Annotated in this window: 17 protein-coding genes; 9 read left to right on the forward strand and 8 right to left on the reverse strand. The window is 70.6% G+C overall.

All coding sequences use genetic code 11. The annotated features are described in order from the left end of the window. The first annotated feature begins 249 nt into the window (after positions 1 to 249). The 6 genes from ACIA8K_RS10420 (at position 250) to sthA (ending at position 6,321) form a co-directional block, all read left to right on the forward strand. On the forward strand, positions 250 to 996 hold the full coding sequence (locus ACIA8K_RS10420; RefSeq protein ID WP_396057150.1) for an MBL fold metallo-hydrolase: 747 nt from the start codon (positions 250 to 252) through the stop codon (positions 994 to 996). A gap of 125 nt (positions 997 to 1,121) precedes the next feature. Then, positions 1,122 to 2,267, forward strand: a complete 1,146-nt coding sequence (locus ACIA8K_RS10425; RefSeq protein ID WP_396057152.1) for a glycosyltransferase family 4 protein — start codon at positions 1,122 to 1,124, stop codon at positions 2,265 to 2,267. Between the two features lie 103 nt (positions 2,268 to 2,370). Next, the gene (locus ACIA8K_RS10430) at positions 2,371 to 3,507 is read left to right on the forward strand and encodes a glycosyltransferase (protein ID WP_396057630.1); all 1,137 of its coding nucleotides are present in this window, start codon (positions 2,371 to 2,373) and stop codon (positions 3,505 to 3,507) included. 10 nt (positions 3,508 to 3,517) lie between these two features. Beyond that, positions 3,518 to 4,249 (forward strand): ribonuclease PH, encoded by a 732-nt coding sequence (rph, locus tag ACIA8K_RS10435; RefSeq protein ID WP_396057154.1) that lies wholly within the window; start codon positions 3,518 to 3,520, stop codon positions 4,247 to 4,249. Then, positions 4,246 to 4,854 carry an RdgB/HAM1 family non-canonical purine NTP pyrophosphatase gene (rdgB, locus tag ACIA8K_RS10440; RefSeq protein WP_396057156.1) on the forward strand — a complete coding sequence of 203 codons (609 nt, stop codon included), beginning with the start codon at positions 4,246 to 4,248 and terminating at the stop codon, positions 4,852 to 4,854. The genes rph and rdgB overlap by 4 nt, the downstream gene beginning before the upstream one ends. Before the next feature lie 54 nt (positions 4,855 to 4,908). Continuing rightward, entirely contained in the window at positions 4,909 to 6,321 is a 1,413-nt protein-coding gene (gene sthA / locus ACIA8K_RS10445; RefSeq protein WP_396057157.1) for a Si-specific NAD(P)(+) transhydrogenase, read from the forward strand. Between the two features lie 819 nt (positions 6,322 to 7,140). Here the strand turns inward: sthA and ACIA8K_RS10450 are convergent. Beyond that, the gene (locus ACIA8K_RS10450; protein WP_396057160.1) at positions 7,141 to 7,785 is read right to left on the reverse strand and encodes a TetR/AcrR family transcriptional regulator; all 645 of its coding nucleotides are present in this window, start codon (positions 7,783 to 7,785) and stop codon (positions 7,141 to 7,143) included. 128 nt (positions 7,786 to 7,913) lie between these two features. Here ACIA8K_RS10450 and ACIA8K_RS10455 point away from each other — a divergent pair, with 128 nt between their 5' ends. Both ACIA8K_RS10455 and ACIA8K_RS10460 read left to right on the forward strand, forming a co-directional pair. Then, positions 7,914 to 9,278, forward strand: coding sequence for an MFS transporter (locus tag ACIA8K_RS10455; RefSeq protein WP_396057162.1), 1,365 nt, complete (start codon positions 7,914 to 7,916; stop codon positions 9,276 to 9,278). 144 nt (positions 9,279 to 9,422) lie between these two features. Next, a complete protein-coding gene (locus tag ACIA8K_RS10460) occupies positions 9,423 to 10,178 on the forward strand; it encodes an NPCBM/NEW2 domain-containing protein (protein ID WP_396057164.1) in 756 nt (251 codons plus the stop codon). Here the strand turns inward: ACIA8K_RS10460 and ACIA8K_RS10465 are convergent. From ACIA8K_RS10465 to ACIA8K_RS10495, 7 genes are read right to left on the reverse strand one after another with little or no spacing between them, the layout of a single operon-like run. After that, positions 10,175 to 10,807, reverse strand: coding sequence for a histone deacetylase (locus ACIA8K_RS10465; RefSeq protein WP_396057166.1), 633 nt, complete (start codon positions 10,805 to 10,807; stop codon positions 10,175 to 10,177). The genes ACIA8K_RS10460 and ACIA8K_RS10465 overlap by 4 nt on opposite strands. 31 nt (positions 10,808 to 10,838) lie before the next feature. After that, positions 10,839 to 12,374, reverse strand: a complete 1,536-nt coding sequence (gene hutH, locus ACIA8K_RS10470) for a histidine ammonia-lyase (RefSeq protein WP_396057168.1) — start codon at positions 12,372 to 12,374, stop codon at positions 10,839 to 10,841. Beyond that, the gene (hutI, locus tag ACIA8K_RS10475; protein ID WP_396057170.1) at positions 12,371 to 13,516 is read right to left on the reverse strand and encodes an imidazolonepropionase; all 1,146 of its coding nucleotides are present in this window, start codon (positions 13,514 to 13,516) and stop codon (positions 12,371 to 12,373) included. The genes hutH and hutI overlap by 4 nt, the downstream gene beginning before the upstream one ends. Continuing rightward, complete coding sequence (locus ACIA8K_RS10480) at positions 13,504 to 14,820, reverse strand: formimidoylglutamate deiminase (RefSeq protein ID WP_396057173.1); 1,317 nt, start codon at positions 14,818 to 14,820, stop codon at positions 13,504 to 13,506. Before ACIA8K_RS10480 ends, hutI begins: the two co-directional genes overlap by 13 nt. Further along, complete coding sequence (locus tag ACIA8K_RS10485; RefSeq protein WP_396057175.1) at positions 14,811 to 16,010, reverse strand: allantoate amidohydrolase; 1,200 nt, start codon at positions 16,008 to 16,010, stop codon at positions 14,811 to 14,813. Before ACIA8K_RS10485 ends, ACIA8K_RS10480 begins: the two co-directional genes overlap by 10 nt. Beyond that, on the reverse strand, positions 16,007 to 17,629 hold the full coding sequence (gene hutU / locus ACIA8K_RS10490) for a urocanate hydratase (protein ID WP_396057177.1): 1,623 nt from the start codon (positions 17,627 to 17,629) through the stop codon (positions 16,007 to 16,009). The genes ACIA8K_RS10485 and hutU overlap by 4 nt, the downstream gene beginning before the upstream one ends. 52 nt (positions 17,630 to 17,681) lie before the next feature. Then, the gene (locus tag ACIA8K_RS10495) at positions 17,682 to 18,524 is read right to left on the reverse strand and encodes a MurR/RpiR family transcriptional regulator (protein WP_396057179.1); all 843 of its coding nucleotides are present in this window, start codon (positions 18,522 to 18,524) and stop codon (positions 17,682 to 17,684) included. Between the two features lie 136 nt (positions 18,525 to 18,660). Here ACIA8K_RS10495 and ACIA8K_RS10500 point away from each other — a divergent pair, with 136 nt between their 5' ends. Beyond that, complete coding sequence (locus ACIA8K_RS10500; protein ID WP_396057181.1) at positions 18,661 to 19,644, forward strand: expansin EXLX1 family cellulose-binding protein; 984 nt, start codon at positions 18,661 to 18,663, stop codon at positions 19,642 to 19,644. Positions 19,645 to 19,681: the final 37 nt, after the last annotated feature.

Genomic DNA, 19,681 nt, shown 5'->3' on the forward strand with positions numbered 1-19,681 from the left:
GTGCCGGGGGGAAACTCCTCACCCTGTGCAACGCCGCATGCGCACGGCGCGTAACGAGGGCGCGTGCGGGAGCGCGTTAAGCGGCTGTCGCAATCCGTTGTCACCTTCGTGACAAGTTCGATCAGACCTTTCTGTGCCGCACTGGTCACGGCGTAGGCTGCGCAGCGTGGTGGATTCTCGGCGGGCGATCTCCGGCGAGGTCGGGTTCGGGTACTCATCGACAGCGCAGCGTGACAACGGGGTAGCAGAATGCGATTGACCGTGCTTGGCTGTGCCGGCAGTTTCCCCGGTCCAGAATCGGCATGTTCCGCATATCTGCTCTCGGTCGACGGCTTCAATCTGCTGATCGACTTCGGCTCCGGCTCGATGAGCGCGCTGCAGCGCTACGCCGGCCTCCACTCGGTCAACGCCATCCTGATCAGCCACCTGCACTGCGACCACGTGCTTGACGCCTGCACCTACGTGGTGGCCCGGCGGTACGCGCCGGACGGCCCGCTGCCGCCGCTGCCGGTCTACGCGCCGGACGGCGCCCCGGACAGGATCGCGACCGCCTACAGCCTCGACGAGGGCCCGGTCGACGATGTCTACACGTTCTACAGCCTGCAGCCCGGCACGTTCCCGATCGGCCCGTTCTCGGTGACCGTCGACCGGGTCAACCACCCGATAGAGACCTATGGGGTACGCGTCGAGCACGAGGGCCGGGTGCTTGCGTACTCGTCGGACACCGCGCCGTGCGACGCGCTGCTGCGGCTGGCCCAGGGCGCCGACGTGTTCCTCTGCGAGGCCAGCTACCTCGACGGCGTCGACAACCCGCCGGACCTGCACCTCACCGGCCGCGAGGCGGGCGAGATCGCGGACAAGGCGGGCGTCGGCCGCCTACTGCTGACCCACCTGGTCAATGCGTGGGGCAGCGAGGCGCTCACCGAGGAGGCCGCGAAGTCCGCGTTCAGCGGCGAGGTCGAGATCGTCAGGCCCGGCGCGCGGTACGACGTCTAGCGCCTGGGGCAGTGAGCAGGGCGGCGACGCATCCATCGACCGCAATGGCGTTTCTTGCGTTACTGTTCGCCGTTTGGACAGCCGGTCGTAGTCTGCCGCACCTCCCATGACCTCACGGTGAGCCCATGCGTATCGCGATCATCACGGAGTCGTTCCTGCCGGACGTCAACGGCGTCGCGCACTCCGTCGTGCGCGTAGCGGAGCATCTCGTCAACCAGGGGCACGAGCCGCTCGTCATCGCGCCGACCCCCTCGATGAACAACCGCCGGATCATGCCCAGCACCGACTATCCGGTGGTCCGCATCCCGAGCTTCCCGATGCTCGGCTACAAGGAGGTCCGGCTCGGACTTCCGGTGCCGAGGATCGCCGAGGCGCTCGACGCGCACCAGCCCGACGTGGTCCACCTGGCCAGCCCGTTCATCCTCGGCGGGCGCGGCTCAGTGCTCGCCGCCCAGCGCGGGCTGCCCACCGTCGCGGTGTACCAGACGGACGTGGCCGCCTACGCCCGCCACTACAAGCTGGGCTGGGGCGAGGCCACGGCCTGGAAGTGGCTCAGGCAGATCCACAACACCGCGGACCGTACGCTGGCGCCCTCCACCGCGTCCGCCGAGGCGCTCATCGCGCACGGCGTCTCCCGGGTGTGGCTCTGGCGGCGCGGCGTCGACGTCGAGCGGTTCCGCCCGGACCACCGCTCCGAGATCGTCCGGAACACGCTGGCGCCGAACGGTGAGCTGATCGTCGGGTACGTCGGCCGCCTCGCCGTCGAGAAGCGGGTCGACCTGCTCGCGAGGACCAGCCGGCTGCCCGGCGTCAAAGTCGTCATCGTCGGTGACGGCCCGGCCCGCAAGGAGCTGGAGAAGGCGGTGCCGGAGGCGCTGTTCCTCGGCGCCCGGCACGGCGAGCAGCTCGCCCGGCTCTACGCCAGCATGGACGTGTTCGCGCACACCGGGCCGTACGAGACGTTCGGCCAGACCGTGCAGGAGGCCATGGCGTCCGGCCTGCCGGTAGTCGCGCCCGCGGTCGGCGGCCCGGTCGACCTGGTCAAGCCGGGGGTGACAGGCGTGCTTGTGCCCCCGTGCGACGAGTCCGCGCTTGCCGATGCGATAGCGGACCTGGTGGCCGACGACGAGCGGCGCGTCGAGTACGGTCGCGCCGCACGGGCCGCGGTGGCCCGCAGAAGCTGGGCGGCGATTGGCGACGAGCTCCTCGGGCATTACGCTGCCGTGGTCACCGGTCGCGGTGTGCCGGCGCCCGTGCGGCTGGCCGCCTGACCTCGTGTCCACACTGCACGTCCGCCCCGACCTGGAGGTTCACCCGGTGCCGATCCCCGGCCAGCGCGCGGCGTCGGAGCCGATGTCTCCGCCGCCGAGCGGCCTGCGCATCGTCCGGCTCGCGAACTTCGTGATGTCCCGCTCCGGGGGCCTGCGCACCGCGTTGCGCAATCTCGGCGAGGGTTACGCGGACGCTGGCCACGAGCCGATCCTGGTCGTGCCCGGCGCGAAGGCGGGGGAGGAGATGACCTCCTACGGGCGGGTCATCACCGTGCCCGGCACCATGGTGCCGCGGACCGGCGGCTACCGGCTCATGATCGGCCACCGGCGACTCAAGCGCGTGCTGGAGGAGCTGCGGCCGGACCGGCTTGAGGTGTCCGACCGCAGCACGCTGCGCTGGACCGGCGACTGGGCGAAGGCGCACGGCGTACCCTCGATCATGGTTTCGCATGAGAGCCTGGCCGGCCTGCTGACCGTCTGGGGTGTGCCGTCCCGGGTCGGCGGGCGCGCGGCCGACCTGCTCAACGCGAAGACCGCCCGGCAGTTCGACACGATCGTGTGCACGACCGGGTGGGCCGCCGCCGAGTTCAAGCGGATCGGTACACCTAACCTGCTCGAGGTCCCGCTCGGCGTGGACCTGGACGCCTTCACCCCCAAATACCACGATCCGGGGGTACGGGCGAGGTTCGCGCGCGACGACGAGGCGCTTCTCGTGCACTGCAGCCGCCTCTCCCCGGAGAAGCGGCCCGAGCTGGCAATCGACGCGCTCGCCAAGCTGCTTGCCTCAGGTGTGAAGGCGTCGCTTGTGGTGGTCGGCGACGGCCCGCGGCGCGCCGCGCTGGCCTACAAGGCGGCCCGCCTGCCGGTCCGGTTCGCCGGCTTCATCAACGACCGGGCCACCGTCGCCGGGCTGCTGGCCAGCGCGGATGTGGCGATAGCGCCCGGCCCGGTGGAGACGTTCGGCCTGGCCGCGCTTGAGGCGCTGGCCTGTGGCACGCCGGTCGTGGTCAACGCGGCAAGTGCGCTGCCCGAGGTGGTCGGCGACGCCGGCGTGGCGGTCGCGGGGACCGGTGAGGGCTTCGCTGACGGCGTCAAGGAGTTGCTGGACCGCCCGGAGGCCGCGCGCCGGCTGGCCGCGCGGGCCCGCGCGGAGCGATTCGGCTGGCCGGCCGCCATCGACGGCTTCCTTCGCGCCCACAATGCTGCCACCCGCGAGCAGACCGACAAGGCCAGCGCATAGGCTTTCGGCCATGGCGCGTCCCGATGACCGAACGACCGACCAGCTCCGACCGGTGACCCTCGCCCGTCACTGGAGTCCGAATCCGGAAGGGTCGGTGCTTGTCGAGTTCGGCGCCACCCGGGTGCTCTGCACCGCTAGCGTCACCGAGGGCGTGCCGCGCTGGCGGAAGGGCTCCGGGCTCGGCTGGGTGACCGCCGAGTACGCGATGCTTCCCCGCGCCACCAACTCCCGGTCCGACCGGGAGAGCGTGAAGGGGCGCATCGGCGGGCGTACCCACGAGATCTCCCGCCTGATCGGGCGCAGCCTGCGTGCCTGCATCGACCTGAAGGCGCTCGGCGAGAACTCGATCGTCCTCGACTGCGACGTGCTGAACGCGGACGGCGGCACCCGGACCGCCGCGATCACCGGCGCCTACGTGGCGCTGCACGACGCGGTCACCTGGATGTCCGGGAAGAAGATGCTCGGCGGCCGTACGGTCGAGAAGGTGGTGAACCGTTCGGTGTCCGCGATCAGCGTGGGCCTGATCGGCGGCGAGCCCCGCCTCGACCTCTGCTACACCGAGGACGTCGCGGCCGATGTGGACATGAACATCGTCTGTACCGGTGACGGCGACTTCGTCGAGGTCCAGGGCACCGGCGAGGCCACCGTCTTCGGACGGTCCCAGCTGGACGCGCTGCTCGACCTGGGCGTGGCCGGCTGTGCCACCCTGGCCGAGGCCCAGCGGAAGGCGCTGCTCGGATGACCAAGCTGCTGCTTGCCACGCGGAACGCGAAGAAGCTCACCGAGCTGCAGAACATCCTGGACGCCGCGCTCGGCGCCAGCCGGATCCAGCTGGTCGGGCTGGACGCGGTCCCGGAGTACCCCGAGGTGCCCGAGTCCGGTCTGACGTTCGGCGAGAACGCGTTGATCAAGGCGCGTGAGGGTGTGCGGCACACCGGCCTGCCCACGGTCGCGGACGACTCCGGCCTGGCCGTGGACGCGCTCTCCGGCATGCCCGGCGTGTTCAGCGCACGCTGGTCCGGCACGCACGGCGATGACCGGGCCAACCTCGACCTGGTGCTCGCCCAGACCTCGGACGTACCCGAGCAGCACCGGGGCGCCGCGTTCGTCTGCGCGGCCGCGCTGGTCCTGCCCGGCGGCAAGGAGCACCTGGTCGACGGCCGGATGACCGGCCGGCTGCTGCGCGCGCCGCGCGGCGAGGGCGGCTTCGGCTACGACCCGGTCTTCGTGGCCGAGGGGCAGCAGAAGACGAACGCGGAGCTGACCCCGGCGGAGAAGAACGCGATCAGCCACCGCGGCAAGGCGTTCCGCGCGCTGGCGAAGGTCATCGCGAAGGAACTCACCTGAGGTCTTGCCGCTGATTTCTCGCGCGAACCCCGTTGGTAACGCATTCAGTGCAGAATGAGTCTCGTGTACGACTTCGACGTGCTGGTGCTGGGTTCGGGCCCGAGCGGGCAGAAGGCCGCGATCGCTGCGGCGAAGCTGGATCGACGGGTCGCCATTGTCGAGCGACGCAACATGATCGGTGGCGTGTGCATCAACACGGGCACCATTCCGTCCAAAACGCTGCGTGAGGCCGTCGTCTACCTGACCGGCCTCAGTCAGCGGGAGGTCTACGGCCGCGACTACCGGGTCAAGGACGACATCACGGTGGCCGACCTGAGCGCGCGCACGTCGCACGTGATCGGCCGCGAGGTTGAGGTGATCCGCAGCCAGTTGCAGCGCAACCGCGTCCGGCTGCTCACCGGCACCGGCCGTTTCTTCGACGAGCACACCGTCTCCGTCGACGACGAGGGCGGCCGCGAGACCAAGGTGACGGCCGACAAGATCATCGTGGCGGTCGGCACCAAGCCGGCCCGCCCGCCGACAGTCGACTTCGACGACCGGTCGATCATCGACTCGGATGGCATCATCAACCTTGAGGCCGTGCCGAACTCGATGATCGTGGTCGGCGCCGGCGTGATCGGCATCGAGTACGCGTCGATGTTCGCCGCGCTCGGCACGAAGGTGACTGTGGTCGAGCGCCGCGACCGCATGCTTGAGTTCTGCGATCTCGAGATCATCGAGAGCCTGAAGTACCACCTGCGGGACCTGGCGGTCACGTTCCGGTTCGGTGAGACGGTCGCGTCCGTCGAGCGGCATCCGCGCGGCGCCATCGCCATGCTGGAGAGCGGCAAGCGGATCGGCGCGGACACCGTGGTGTTCTCGGCCGGCCGACAGGGTCTCGGCAGCGAGATCAACCTGGAGGCCGCGGGACTCGCCGCGGACCCGCGCGGCCGCATAGAGGTCAACGAGAACTACCAGACCTCCGTCGATCACATCTACGCGGTCGGCGACATCATCGGCTTCCCCGCGCTCGCCTCCACCTCGATGGAGCAGGGCCGGCTTGCCGCGCACCACGCCTGCGGTGAGCCCGCACGCGACATGCAGAAGCTGCAGCCGATCGGCATCTACACGATCCCGGAGATCAGCTTCGTCGGGCGCACCGAGGACGAGCTCACCGAGGCGCGCATCCCGTTCGAGGTGGGCATCGCGCGGTACCGTGAACTGGCCCGCGGCCAGATCATCGGCGACTCGTACGGCATGCTCAAGCTCCTTGTCGCACCGGACGACGGCAAGCTGCTCGGCGTGCACGTCTTCGGCACCGGCGCCACCGAGCTTGTGCACATCGGCCAGACCGTGATGGGCTGCAACGGCACTGTCGACTACCTGGTCGACGCCGTCTTCAACTATCCGACGCTTGCCGAGAGCTACAAGGTCGCCGCGCTCGACGCGATGAACAAGACGCGGCACATCCACCGCATCGCGACCTGACACAGGCCGTTGCGCGGCAAGCGGTGCAGGGCGGTCGACGGGTGTCGACCGCCCTTTCCGCATGCCAGGCGGTACCGCTGTTGCCCGGGTCCTGCCGGAGTGGGATCTGCGCGATGATGGCCCTGCGGGCGACAATGCCGCGCCGGCCCGGATCGACCGGCTCCGGTCCCGTGATCCGCGACAATGCGCACCTGATCCAGGCGGTCGGGTCGGGCTGACCACGGGGGTTCGGCCGGTGCGTACTGACGGCCTGGTCCCTCGCGCCCGTGCTGGATGCCGAGCCGGTGTCCGTCTTAGTGGTACGGACACGCGGCAGTCGTTCGGGTGGCAGGCTTCGATTGACGTCGCCGGTAGCGCACCGTGAATCCGGAAGCCAGCACGTCCGCGGGTGGGATCAGCAGCGGCATACTCCGTGCCCAAGGGCGAAGCCCACCCCGGCATCGGAAATGTCGTCTTTCAACCACCTCGCCGGCGGAGTGGCCGAGGATGGTCAAGATCCTTGTTGCGCTCACGGTTCTTTACCGGCTGCGCAAAGGACCGTGAGCAAAACAAGGATCTTGACTCCCGCATAGTGGAAGATCCACTTCCGGCCGGCGGGCCGGACGATCGCGGCGGACATGGACCCCGCGCCCGAAAGGCCGGTAACGCCCACCTGGATCTGCGCCCTACCTGCCGGACCGCGCAGGAGTGCATCCGGCTGGCAGAGGCCCACGGGCCGACCGCGTCCACTTCAAGATCAAAATAAGCTACGTGGCATCGGGCCGGTGCCCGCGGGAGCGAACGGGCCGGACCACCGCGGAAGCGGGAAGAGCTGGATCTTCAGCTTCTCTGGGGTTGGCTCGGCAGCCAGTGGCGGATCAGGACGGTGAGGTCGTCAGTGGTCATCGGCGGTCCGAGGTCGCCGGTGGCAGGGGAGGCGCGCAGGCCGTCGATGAGAAGCTGCAGGTAGCGGGCGTGTCGGCCGCCGTGGTGCGCGACCTCGCTGATCATGGTGAGCAGCAGCGGGATGTCCTCGGCGGTCACGTCCGGCCGCAGTGATCCCTCGGCGTGGGCGCGGGCGATCAGCCGCCGGACGACCGGGAAGATGCGGTCCCGGATCCGGTCGAAGTGGCGCGCGCCGAAGTCCACGCTGAGCGCGATGTCGCGCACGCCGCGGTCGGTGGCGTGGATCTCGGCCGCACGGGTCAGGAAGCGGACCAGCCCGTCCCACCCGGTCGGCGCGGACAGCGCGGACTCGATCAACGCGACGTGCTCCTCCAGTTGCTCGTCGAGCGCGACCGCTGCCAGCGCCTCCTTGGACGGGAACCGCCGGTAGACCGTGCCGACGCCCACCCCGGCGTGATGCGCCACGTCGTCGAGCGTGGCGGACAGCCCGCGCGCGGCGAAGACCTCGCGTGCGGCCTCGATGATGCGCTGCCGGTTGGCCTGCGCGTCCCGCCGCAGCGGCCGGTCGGGCTCGATCATGCTGTTCACCCTAACAAGCGGAGGCATCATCTCCGATTGTTGTGATGCGATCGACAAAATGGAGACAGCATCTCCGCTTAGCACCTACGGTCGCAGACGTTCAGTGACGTATTCGACCTGGGGTGATGATGAGAGACGGACGATGGTGGGCGCTCGCGGTGCTCGCCACAGGGCAGCTGATGGTGGCGCTCGACGCGACGGTCGTGAACATCGCGCTTCCGGCCATGCAGCGTGATCTCGGCTTCTCCGACGCCGGGCGGCAGTGGGTGGTGACCGGGTACGGTCTCGCGTTCGGCAGTCTGCTGCTGCTCGGCGGGCGGCTCTCCGACGCGCTCGGCCGGAAGCGGATGCTCCTGATCGGCTTCGCCGGATTCGCCGCCGCATCCGCGCTCGGCGGCGCCGCCACCGGCATCGAGGTGCTGATCGTGGCGCGGGTGCTGCAGGGCGTGTTCGCCGCGACGCTGGCGCCTGCCGCACTCTCGTTGCTGTCGGTCACCTTCACCGACCCGAAAGAGCGGGGTAAGGCGTTCGGGATCTTCGGTGCGGTCACCGGTTCCGGCACCGCGGTGGGGTTGCTGCTCGGCGGCGCGCTCACCGAGTACGCGTCCTGGCGCTGGTGCCTCTACGTCAACCTGATCTTCGCGGCCGTGGGGATCGCCGGGGCGTTGCTCAAGCTGCGCGACGAGCCGGTTCGCCGTGATCCCCGCGAGCGGACCGACTGGATCGGCGTCCTCGCCGCAGTGCTCGGCCTGGTCGCACTGGTCTACGGACTGGGCGAGAAATCCTACGGCTTCGTCGCCGCGGGCCTGCTTGTCCTCGCCGCCTTCGTGGTGATCGAGCGCCGTGCCGCGAACCCACTGCTGCCGCTGCGCGTGGTGCTCGACCGCAACCGCGGCGGCGCCTACCTCTCGGTCGGCATCGCCGGCGCCGGCATGTTCGGCATGTTCCTGTTCGTCACGTACTACCTGGTCGGCACGCTCGGCTTCTCGTCGATCCGCACAGGTGTCGCCTTCCTCCCGCTGATCGCCGGCATCATGGCCTCCGCCGTCATCAGCGGCCAGCGGCTGACACCCAGGTTCGGCCCGCGCCCGGTGGTCACGGCAGGCGCGCTGATCGCCGCCGCCGGTCTGATCTACCTGACTCGGCTCGGCCCGGACTCGACCTATGTCACAGGCGTGCTTCCCGGCATGGTGGTCTTCGGGCTCGGCATGGGCATGATCTTCTCGCCCACCCAGAACGCGGCCACCGCGGGCGTGGACGAGCGGGACGCGGGGGTCGCCTCCGCCATGATCAACACGGCGCAGCAGATCGGCGGTGCGGCCGGGACCGCGCTGCTCACCTCGGTCGCGGTCTCGGCGGTGGACGGCTACCGCACGGTCTTCCTGTGGTCGGCCGGCTTCTTCCTGATCAGTGCGGTCATCGCGGCGGTGACGTTCCGGAGCGGCCCGCTGAGGCTCCGGCCGGCGGGCGTACCTGTGGAGATCCCGGGCTGATCTGGCAATTCTCACAAGGTCGTCTCCGCCACCACGATTTTCGCATGAGGCTGTCCGCCGGGTCGATCATGGATGGTTGAGTCGGCGTCCAGTTGGTCTCTGCAGTGGAATGCCGTCTGGCACACTTGCTGCGGAGGTGTCGTGATGGCGTCGGACAATACGGCAGGTGGGCCCGACAAGGCGCCGAACTGGGTGGTGCGCGTAATGACCGGGGTGGGCGTCACCGCCGCGCTGGCCGTCCTGGGATTGGTTGCCGACCTCCTGGGAATCGTCACTTTCGCCACAGGTAAGTCGGGCCCACAGCTCGTCGCTCCGGCACCCTCGACCGCGGCGAGTGCGCCCGCCTCCGCAGACCCTCCGGCGCCTTCGCTCACCACCGGCACACCCACGGCGATCGGCGGCTCGGCTCTCGAAGGACCGGAACCGAATGTCGATACAGAGCCCGAGACCGCTTATCTGACTGATCTTGAGCTGCTCAACCGCGCGTCGGACGTCTCCGTCGATGAAGTGGATATCGGCGGAGATTCTTACGGCCATAGCGTCGTCTACCGGTGCTCTACTTTTTGCAATACCCCCAAGGGGGTTGTCGAGGTGAATCTCGGTCGCCGTTATACGCAATTCGAGGCGACCGTCGGTGTGTTGGACGACGCCGATGACTCCGATCAGGTCGGTTACTTCGAGATCTTCGTCGATGGGGCGTCAGTGAAAACGGTATCGGCAACGCTCGGAAAGCCGCAGTCGATCAAGCTTGAGTTGCCGTCGGATGCTGTTCGCCTGAAGCTGCTGGCGTACCGTACCGATACTGTGGAAAACCCTCTTCTGGCAGGTGCCAACGTTGCGGGAGGGCGCTCAAACGGCCTTCCGGAGCTGGCCTGGGGCAATCCTCGGCTGTCGAATTAGGGGTTGGCGACGCGCATGCCGCGCGCCGCGAGGGCGGTCAGCTCATCGGCGCGCTGGGTGACGCCGGGGCGGGTGGACAGGTACGCGGCGATCTGGGTGGGGCTCCAGGAATGGGCCTCATGCAGGCCGCTTGAGATCATCTCGAGGTAGCGGGCGGCGGGCGTGTTGAGGACGGCGTTGTGCGCTGACCACGGCGCGGTGAACGTGATCATCGGATGTCCGTCCCGGTCGCCGGCGTGTACAAGCGTCTCGTAGCGGCCGTCACCAAGTCTCAGGTGGCCGTGCTCGAGTAGCGGCGCCAGGTCGAGATCCGTGCCGGGTGGCCGGTACATCTCCTGGGTGGCGATGTCGGAGAACTGCGACGTGGTCACCAGGTAGGCGCGTGCGGCGGCCGTACCCGGCAGGTCGCGGTCGTAGAAGGCGGCGCCACCGGTCCAGGCGGGGGATTCACCTGCGAAGTAGATGCCGCCGGGGAGCAGGGCCGCCACGGTACGCCGGGGCGGCGAGCTGTCCCGGCAGCCCGGATAGGTGCGCCGCCCACCCGGTGGCCGGCCACCTTTGAGGTAGTAGCCGAGCCGGGTCGCGTGCATGTTCGAGCCGTACGCGGCGTACCAGACCAGCTTTTCCATTGTTTTCGACGCTACGCCGCCGTCGGCGCGATCAGGGAAGCTGTCCCACGGCGTCCTCGATCGCCGTGCGCAGCGCCGGGCCGGCGATCGCGGTGCGGGCCGCCTCCATCGCCGGGGCCAGGAAGATGTCCGGCCCCGGTGTGCCGGCGAACGCGGAGACCGCCGAGACCGCGAGCCGCCCGGCCGGTGAGGGCGTGAGCGGCGCCCGGAGCTGGATGCCGCGGACCGCGCTGAGCAGCTCGACGGCCAGGATGCTTGTCAGGTTGTCGAGCACTGTCCGCAGTTTCTTGGTGGCGGCCCAGCCCATCGAGACGTGGTCCTCCTGCATGCCGCTTGTCGGCAGCGAGTCGACGGACGCGGGCGCGGCCAGCCGCCGGTTCTCCGCGACGATGCCCGCGGCCGTGTACTGGGCGATCATCAGGCCGGAGTTGACGCCCGCGTCAGGGGAGAGGAACGGCGGCAGTTCCCGGGAGCGGGTCACGTCGAGCAGGCGGTCGACGCGGCGTTCCGCGATCGCGCCCACCTCGGCGGCGGCGATGGCCAGGAAGTCGGCGGCGAAACCGAGCGGCGCGCCGTGGAAGTTGCCCGTGGACTCGACGCGGCCGTCCGGAAGCACCACCGGGTTGTCGACCACGGAGACCAGCTCGCGGGCTGCGGTGGTGGTGACGAACGCGAGCGTGTCCCGGGCCGCGCCGGCCACCTGCGGCGCGCAGCGCATCGAGTAGGCGTCCTGGACCGCGTGCGCCACGTCGTCCCGGTGCGAGTCCATGATGGATGAGCCTTGGAGCAGCCGGTGGATGTTTGCGGCGGAGGTGGCCTGACCGGGGTGCGGGCGGATGGCGTGCAGCTCCGGCAGGAACGGCCGCTCCGAGCCGAGCATCGCCTCGACCGCGAGTGCCGCGGTCACGTCCGCCATGGTGAACAGGTGCCGGGCGTCCTCGATCGCGAGCAGCAGCATGCCGAGCATGCCGTCGGTGCCGTTGATCAGCGCGAGTCCTTCCTTGGAGGCGAGGCTGATCGGGGAGAGTCCGGCCTGGGCGAGGACGAAAGCGGCATCGAGGCGCGCGCCGTCCTTGCCGAGCACCCAGCCCTCGCCGAGAAGCACGATCGCGCAATGCGCAAGGGGGGCCAGGTCGCCTGATGCGCCGAGCGAGCCGTGCTCCGGCACCCACGGCGTGATGTCGTGGTTGAGCAGGTCGACGAGGGCCTGGGCGAGCAGCGGGCGTACGCCGGAGTGGCCGAGCGCCAGCGACCGCACACGCAGCAGCATCATGGCGCGGACGACCTCGCGCGGCATCGGCGCGCCGACCCCGGCCGCGTGCGAGCGGATCAGCGCGTGCTGGAGCTCCGCCCGGCGCGACGGGTCGATGTAGGTGTTCGCGAGCGCGCCGAATCCGGTCGACACGCCGTAGACCGGCCGCCCGCCTGCCTCGATGCGGTCGACGATGTCCCGGCTGCGGGTCATGTTCTGCACGGCCTCGGACGAGATGGACGCCCGGGCGGAGTCCCGGGCCACCGCGATCACGTCGCTTGCCGAGACTCCGAGGGGGGTGACGATGACTGTCATAGCGTTACTCCGTTGTGCACGACGTGGCTGATCAGTGGCACCCCGGGCCGGTAGGCGAGGTGCAGGTGGGAGGGGGCGTCGAGGATGATCAGGTCGGCACGCGCGCCGGGCCGGATCACGCCGATGTCCTCGCGGCGCAGCGCGCGGGCGCCGCCGGCGGTCGCGGCCCAGACCGCCTCCGCGGGCGTCATGCCCATCTCGCGGACCGCGAGCGCGATGCAGAACGGCATCGACGACGTGTAGGACGAGCCGGGATTGCAGTCCGTGGCCAGCGCGACAGTGGCGCCGGCGTCGAGCAGCCGCCGCGCGTCCGGGTACGGCGACCGGGTGGAGAACTCCGCGCCCGGCAGCAGCGTGGCGACTGTCGACCCCCCGGCGAGCGCCTCCACGTCCCGGTCGGTCAGGTAGGTGCAGTGGTCCGCGCTGGCCGCGTCAAGTTCGACAGCGAGCCGTACGCCGGGCCCGTGTCCGAGCTGGTTGGCGTGCACCCGCACCTGCAGCCCGGCGGCCCGGCCGACCGTGAGGATCGCCCGCGCGTGGTCCTCCTCGAACGCGCCGCGCTCGCAGAACACGTCGATCCAGCGCGCGTACGGTGTGGCCGCGCGCAGCATCGGCCCGCAGATCAGCGACACGTAGTCGTCGACGCGCCCGGCGTACTCCGACGGCACCACGTGCGCGCCGAGGAACGTGGTCTCCTCGGTCAGCTCGCGGGCGATCCGCAGCGAGCGGGCCTCGTCGGCCACTGACAGCCCGTACCCACTCTTGATCTCGATCGTGGTGGTGCCCTGGCGCAGTGCCTCGGTCCGCAGCCGCCCGGCCGCGTCGCGCAACTCGTCGTCACTCGCGGCCCGGGTCGCCGCGACAGTGGTGCGGATGCCGCCGCCGGTGTAGGGCCGGCCTGCCATCCGCGCCGCGAACTCGGGCGCCCTGTCCCCGGCGAACACCAGGTGGGAGTGGCTGTCGACGAAGCCGGGCAGCACCGCGCGGCCGCCCGCGTCGATGCGGTGGTCGGCCGCGGGCGCGTCCCTGGACCGGCCGACCCAGACGATCCTGTCCGCCTCGGTGACCACTGCCGCATCGTGCAACCGGGTGATCTCGGTGTTGGTCACCAGCTCACCGATGTGGTCGATCAGAAGAGCCACGTGATCGCCTCCCGCAGCTCGCCGGTCACGTCGACGCGCAGGTGGCGGCCGTTGTGGACGATTCGTTCGCCGTCCACGATCACGTCGGTGACGTCCGCGGCGGTGGCGGCGAAGACCACACCGGCCGGGTCGATGCCGGCCGTGCGCGCACTGTCGAGCGTGACCGTGACCAGGTCGGCGCGCGCACCCACGGTGATGGTCCCGGCGTCGTCCCAGCCGAGTGACGCGTGCCCGCCTGTGGTCGCGGCGCGCAGCAACTGCTCGGCGGGGAAGTGTCCACGATGCTCGGTGCGCAGGCGTTCGTGCAGCTCCACGGCGCGTGCCTCCTCCAGCAGGTCGATGACGGCGTGACTGTCGCTGCCCACGCACAACGGCGAGCCGGCGGCGGCCAGTGCCGCGGCGGGTCCGATCCCGTCGCCGAGGTCACGTTCGGTGGTGGGGCAGAGGCAGGTGTGGGTACGGGTGGCGCCGAGCGTCTCCACGTCCGAGCCGGTGAGGTGGGTGGCGTGCACGACGGTGCTGCGCGGGCCGAGCGCGCCCGCGCCGGCGAGGAGTTCGGTGGGGGTGCGGCCATGAACCACAGCGGTGGCCTCGTTCTCGGCGCGCTGCTCGGAGAGGTGCACGTGGAGGGGGGCTTCGCGGGCGGACGCCCAGGCGACGACCTCGGAGATCTGGTCCGCAGGCACCGCGCGGACGGAGTGGACGGCCGCGCCGATCCTGGCGTGCGCGGCTGGTGCGAGAAGAGCCGCCCGCGAGGCCCAGGCCGCCGCCGAACCGTCCCCGAACCGCAGCGCCGGCCCTTCCAGAGCGGCCCCCGCCACGGACGCGGTCAGGTAACACGTGTCCAGCAGCGTGATCCGGATACCGGCCTGCGCCGCCGCTTCGATGAGCGCCGTACCCATCTCGTTGGGGTCGTCGTAGCGCTGCCCGCCCGGTCCGTGGTGCAGGTAGTGGAACTCGCCCACGCACACCACCCCGGCCAGCGCCATCTCCGCGAACACGGCCCGCGCCAGCTTGAGGTAGAGCGACGGCGTCAGCCGCTCCGCGACCGCGTACATCTGCTCCCGCCACGTCCAGAACGTCCCCCGCCCCGTGTGCGTGCGCCCGCGCAGCGCCCGGTGGAACGCGTGTGAGTGCGCGTTCGCCAGCCCCGGAAGCGTCAGCCCTCGCAGTCGCTCCACACCCGGTGGTCGCGGCACGCCCGGCTCCACAGCCGTGAACCGCCCGCCGTCCACTGTGATCAGCACGTTCGCGGCGGGCGCGTCGCCGAGCCAGGCGAGGTCGGCGTGCCAGGTCACCGGCATGCCAGCTCCTCAAGCACCGCGGCCAGCGCCTCGACGCCGGCCTCGCAGTCCTCGTCGTCCGCGCGTTCGGCGGGTGCGTGCGAGACGCCGCCCGGGTTCCGCACGAACAGCATCACCGTCGGCACGACGCCGGAGAGCACGCCCGCGTCGTGTCCGGCGCCGGTCGGCAGCACCGGCGTGCCCTCGCCGAGCGTGGTGAGGCAGCGCCGGATGAGCGCGTCCGAGAAGCTGACGTCCCCGGTGGTGGACTCCGCGGTGATCGTGACAGTGGTGCCGTCCTTTCCGGCCCGGTGCGTGACCTTCGACCCCAGGCCGGACAGCAGCGCGTCAAGTGTCCCGGTGGAGGCGGCCCGTGCGTCAAGCCAGCCGGTCACCCGGGACGGGATCGCGTTCGTCGCGTTCGGATGCACCGCGACCCGGCCGACAGTGGCGTGCGCGCCGAGCACGCGCGCCTCCTTGTTCGCGGCAAGCACGGCGAACGCGTAGGTGAGCATCGGATCGTGCCGGTCGCCCATCGGCGTGGTCCCGGCGTGGTTGCCCTCGCCTGTGAAGTCCATCCGCCAGCGGCCGTGGGGCCAGATCGACGAGCCGATTCCCACGGGTACGGCGAGCGCCCGGCCCTGCTCGACGTGCAACTCGACGAACGCGTGCATGTCCCGCAGCCGGTCCGGGTCGGGGCCGAGCCGCGCCGGGTCGAAGTCGTACCCGGCCAGCGCCCTCGCCAGCGTGATGCCGTCCGCGTCGGTGAGCGTGCGGGCCTTCTCCGCGTCGAAGGCGCCGGTCATCAGCCGCGAGCCGAGGCAGGCGACGCCGAAGCGGGAGCCCTCCTCCTCGGGGAACGCGGCGATCCGGATCGGCCGGGCCGGTGACACACCCTTCGCGCGCAGCAGGTCGACGGCGAGGAAGGCGGAGACGATGCCGAGCGGACCGTCATAGGCGCCGCCGTGCGGGACGGAGTCGAGGTGGCTGCCGGTCACCACCGCGGGCCCGGTCGCGCCGCCCGGATTCCAGGTGGCCCACATCGTGGTGTTGCCGTCGACCTCGAACTCCAGGTCACGGCTCCTCGCCTGAGCGCGGAACCAGGTGCGGAGCTCCCACTCCACAGGCGTCCACGCGAACCGGACATATCCGGTTTGCGCCCCGCCGCCGACATCCGAAATTTCGTGCCAAAGGTCGGTAAAGGCGCTCACGAGGCGGCCATCGGGATCTTCACGCCGCGCTCGTCGGCCACCGCGTTCGCCTCCGGGTAGCCCGCGTCCACGTGCCGGATCACGCCCATCCCCGGATCGTTCGTCAGCACCCGCCGGATCTTCTCGCCGGCCAGCGCGGACCCGTCCGCAACGCACACCTGCCCCGCGTGAAGCGACCGCCCGATCCCCACACCGCCGCCGTGGTGCAACGACACCCAGGACGCACCGCTCGCGGTGTTGAGCAGCGCGTTGAGCATCGGCCAGTCCGCGATCGCGTCCGAACCGTCGCGCATCGCCTCGGTCTCCCGGTACGGCGACGCCACCGACCCGCAGTCCAGGTGGTCACGGCCGATCACCAGCGGCGCGCTCACCTCGCCGGACGCCACCATGTCGTTGAACCGCACGCCGGCCTGATCGCGCTCGCCGTACCCCAGCCAGCAGATCCTGGCCGGCAACCCCTGGAACGCCACGCGCTCCCCGGCCAGCTTGATCCACCGGGCCAGCGACTCGTTCTCCGGGAACAGGTCAAGCACCGCCCGGTCCGTGGCCGCGATGTCCGCCGGGTCGCCGGAGAGCGCGGCCCACCGGAACGGGCCCTTACCCTCGCAGAACAGCGGCCGGATGTAGGCAGGCACGAACCCGGGGAAGTCAAACGCGCGCGGATAGCCGCCGAGCTGCGCCTCGCCGCGGATCGAGTTGCCGTAGTCGAACACCTCCGCACCCGCGTCCAGGAACCCGACCATCGCCTCCACGTGCGCGGCCATCGACGCGCGGGCCCGCTCGGTGTGCTCCTCGTCGGTCTTCGGCGGCTCGTCCCCGAGCGGCACGTAGGAGAGCGGGTCGTGCGCGGACGTCTGATCCGTCACGATGTCGATCTCGACGCCGCGGCGCAGCAGCTCAGGGAAGACGTACGCCGCGTTCCCGGCCACGCCGATCGAGACGGCCTTCCGTTCCCGCTTGGCCGCCAGCGCCAGCGCCACGGCTTCGTCCAGGTCCGAGGCGACCTGATCGAGATAACGCGTCTGGACCCGCCGGTGCAGCCGCGCCGGGTCCACGTCCACGATCAGGCACACGCCGCCGTTCATGGTCACCGCGAGCGGCTGTGCCCCGCCCATGCCGCCGCACCCGGCCGTCAGCGTCAGCGTGCCGGCAAGCGTGCCGCCGAACCGCTTCGCCGCCACGGCCGAGAACGTCTCGTAGGTGCCCTGCAGGATTCCCTGCGTGCCGATGTAGATCCACGAGCCGGCCGTCATCTGCCCGTACATGGTCAGCCCGAGCTTCTCCAGCCGCCGGAACTCCGGCCAGGTCGCCCAGTCGCCGACCAGGTTCGAGTTCGCAAGCAGCACGCGCGGCGCCCACTCGTGCGTCCGGAACACGCCCACCGGACGCCCGGACTGCACAAGCAGCGTCTCGTCGTCCGCCAGCTCACCCAGCTCGCGCACGATCGCGTGATAGGACGGCCAGTCCCGCGCCGCCTTCCCGGTCCCGCCGTAGACGACAAGATCCTCCGGCCGCTCCGCCACGTCCGGATCGAGGTTGTTCATCAGCATCCGCATCGCGGCCTCCTGCGGCCAGCCCTTCGCGGTGCGGGTGGTGCCCCGTGGCGCCCTGATCGACATGCGAAGTCAACCTCCAGATCAAGATCTTGCTTTGGTACGGGGGGAGCTTCTACTAGGGGGCGAAGATCTGCCTGCGCGCCGCGGAGGCCTCGAACTCCTCCAGCCGGCGTTGGGTCTCGTCCGGCGCCGCGTCGCAGATCGCCTGCAGCAGCACCATGGCCAGCGTCATCGGCGCGGTATGCAGGTCGAAGACCAGCCCGGCCCCGACGCGCGCGGTGAGCACGACGTCTGCCGTCTCGGCCGCCGGGCTGACCGGCGAATCCGTGATCACCACGGTCCGCAGGCCAAGTGCGCGCGCTTCGGCCAGCGCATCAAGCGTCTCGCGGGGATATCGGGGCAGCACAATCGCCAGCATGGCGCTCGCACCGGCGGCCCGTGCCTGTTCCAGCCGATCGGTCAGCAGCGTGCCGCCGGTGTCCAGCACCCGCACGTCCGGCAGCACCTTCGCCGCGAAGAACCCGAAGTACGCGGCGAGCGGCGCCGCGGCCCGCAGGCCCACCACCGGCAGCGGCCGGGAGGCGGCAAGCAGTGTGCCCGCCCCGGTGAGCGCGTCCCCGTCGGCGAGGTCCCCGGCCAGCCGTTCCAGATTCGCCATCTCCTGACGTACCGCATGCTGCACTTCGTTGGTGTCGTCCCGCCCCGCCCCGGCGGGGGAGTCGACCGAGGCCTCGCGCAGCAGCTGCCGTAACGCCGGGTAACCGTCATGGCCGAGCGCCATCGCGAACCGGGTCACCGACGGCTGGCTGACACCGGCCAGATCCGCCACCTCGGCCGCGGACAGCCAGGCGGCCGCGCCCGCGTGCAGCACAAGCGTGTGGGCGATCCGGCGCTGCGTCGGCGTCAGCCGGACATCGGCGAAGAGCGCGAGCACCCGCTCTGCACTCTTTGTATTCATGTGCTGATCGTATGCATGAATCCATTCAGAGTCCACCGGCGCCCCGATGATCGGATGACGGCGTTCGGGGGACTTTGCCTTAGGTCTCCCTTAGAAACCTGGTGTCGTCACGCACCGTGCGGAAGCATCCGATCTCGTGCATGACGAGACGACTCTGCTGTCCACCCTCCCCGGCAAACGCCGCCGCCCGAAGTCACCGGTCGCCTGGCTCGCCGCCGCCGGTGTCGCCGCGCTCGGCGGTGTGGTCGGGCTGGCGCTGATGCTGCAGTCCGGCTCGTCCGCCGCGTGCGCCGCCGCGCTCACCGGCAAGGCCACGTTCTACGACATCGCCGGTGGCGGCGGCAACTGCTCCTACGACGGCCCGCCCGCCGACCTGCTCCACGTGGCGATGGGCCCCGGCGAGTACGGCGATGCGGCCGCGTGCGGCGGCTACCTGGACGTGACCGGCCCGAAGGGCAAGGTCAGGGTCAAGGTCGTGGACAAGTGCCCGGAGTGCGCGCAGGGCCACATCGACCTCAGCAAAGAGGCGTTCGCGAAGATCGGCAACCCGGTCGACGGCATCATCCAGGTCAGCTACGCCTCGGTGGTCAACCCGCCGCTCCCCGGCCCGCTCACCTTCCGGATCAAGGAAGGCGCCTCCCAGTACTGGTTCTCGGTCCGGATCGACAACACCGGTAACGCGCTCAAGTCCGTCCAGGCGAAGACCGCAGGCGGCAGCTTCGTGACGCTCCAGAAGTACGACTACAACTTCTGGCAGGCGGACAGCGGGCTCGGCCCCGGCCCGTACACGATCAAGGCCACCGACGTGCAGGGCAACACCGCGACAGTCGACGGCGTCAAGCTGGCCCCCGGCAGCACCCAGTCCAGTGGCGTGAAGATGTACGGCTCCGGCGCCAACACCGGCTCCGCGTCCGGCGGCGGGGCGGCAGCCGCGGCCGCACCCGCCCCGGCCAAGGCGACCTCCGCCGCACCGTCGCCGTCGCCGTCGGCCTCCGCGTCGCCGTCCGCCTCGGCCTCCGCGTCCGCCTCGCCCGTGGCCACCGCCTCGGCGGCTGACGCGCTTGAGGTGCAGCCGCTGGCCGCCACCACGCTCAAGGCCCAGGAGACCGCCTGCGGCTAGGCGGACAGGCGGCCCGCGGCTAGCTGCTGTCCTGGTC

Source organism: Catenuloplanes sp. NPDC051500 (assembly GCF_044454585.1).
In the GTDB taxonomy this organism is placed as follows: Bacteria; Actinomycetota; Actinomycetes; order Mycobacteriales; family Micromonosporaceae; genus Catenuloplanes.

Coding starts and splice junctions, on each gene's coding strand:
- ACIA8K_RS10420 (WP_396057150.1), top strand. CDS start 250: ATGCGATTGACCGTGCTTGGCTGTGCCGGCAGTTTCCCCGGTCCAGAA.
- ACIA8K_RS10425 (WP_396057152.1), top strand. CDS start 1,122: ATGCGTATCGCGATCATCACGGAGTCGTTCCTGCCGGACGTCAACGGC.
- rph (WP_396057154.1), top strand. CDS start 3,518: ATGGCGCGTCCCGATGACCGAACGACCGACCAGCTCCGACCGGTGACC.
- rdgB (WP_396057156.1), top strand. CDS start 4,246: ATGACCAAGCTGCTGCTTGCCACGCGGAACGCGAAGAAGCTCACCGAG.
- sthA (WP_396057157.1), top strand. CDS start 4,909: ATGAGTCTCGTGTACGACTTCGACGTGCTGGTGCTGGGTTCGGGCCCG.
- ACIA8K_RS10450 (WP_396057160.1), bottom strand. CDS start 7,785: ATGATCGAGCCCGACCGGCCGCTGCGGCGGGACGCGCAGGCCAACCGG.
- ACIA8K_RS10455 (WP_396057162.1), top strand. CDS start 7,914: ATGAGAGACGGACGATGGTGGGCGCTCGCGGTGCTCGCCACAGGGCAG.
- ACIA8K_RS10460 (WP_396057164.1), top strand. CDS start 9,423: ATGGCGTCGGACAATACGGCAGGTGGGCCCGACAAGGCGCCGAACTGG.
- ACIA8K_RS10465 (WP_396057166.1), bottom strand. CDS start 10,807: ATGGAAAAGCTGGTCTGGTACGCCGCGTACGGCTCGAACATGCACGCG.
- hutH (WP_396057168.1), bottom strand. CDS start 12,374: ATGACAGTCATCGTCACCCCCCTCGGAGTCTCGGCAAGCGACGTGATC.
- ACIA8K_RS10480 (WP_396057173.1), bottom strand. CDS start 14,820: ATGCCGGTGACCTGGCACGCCGACCTCGCCTGGCTCGGCGACGCGCCC.
- hutU (WP_396057177.1), bottom strand. CDS start 17,629: ATGTCGATCAGGGCGCCACGGGGCACCACCCGCACCGCGAAGGGCTGG.
- ACIA8K_RS10495 (WP_396057179.1), bottom strand. CDS start 18,524: ATGAATACAAAGAGTGCAGAGCGGGTGCTCGCGCTCTTCGCCGATGTC.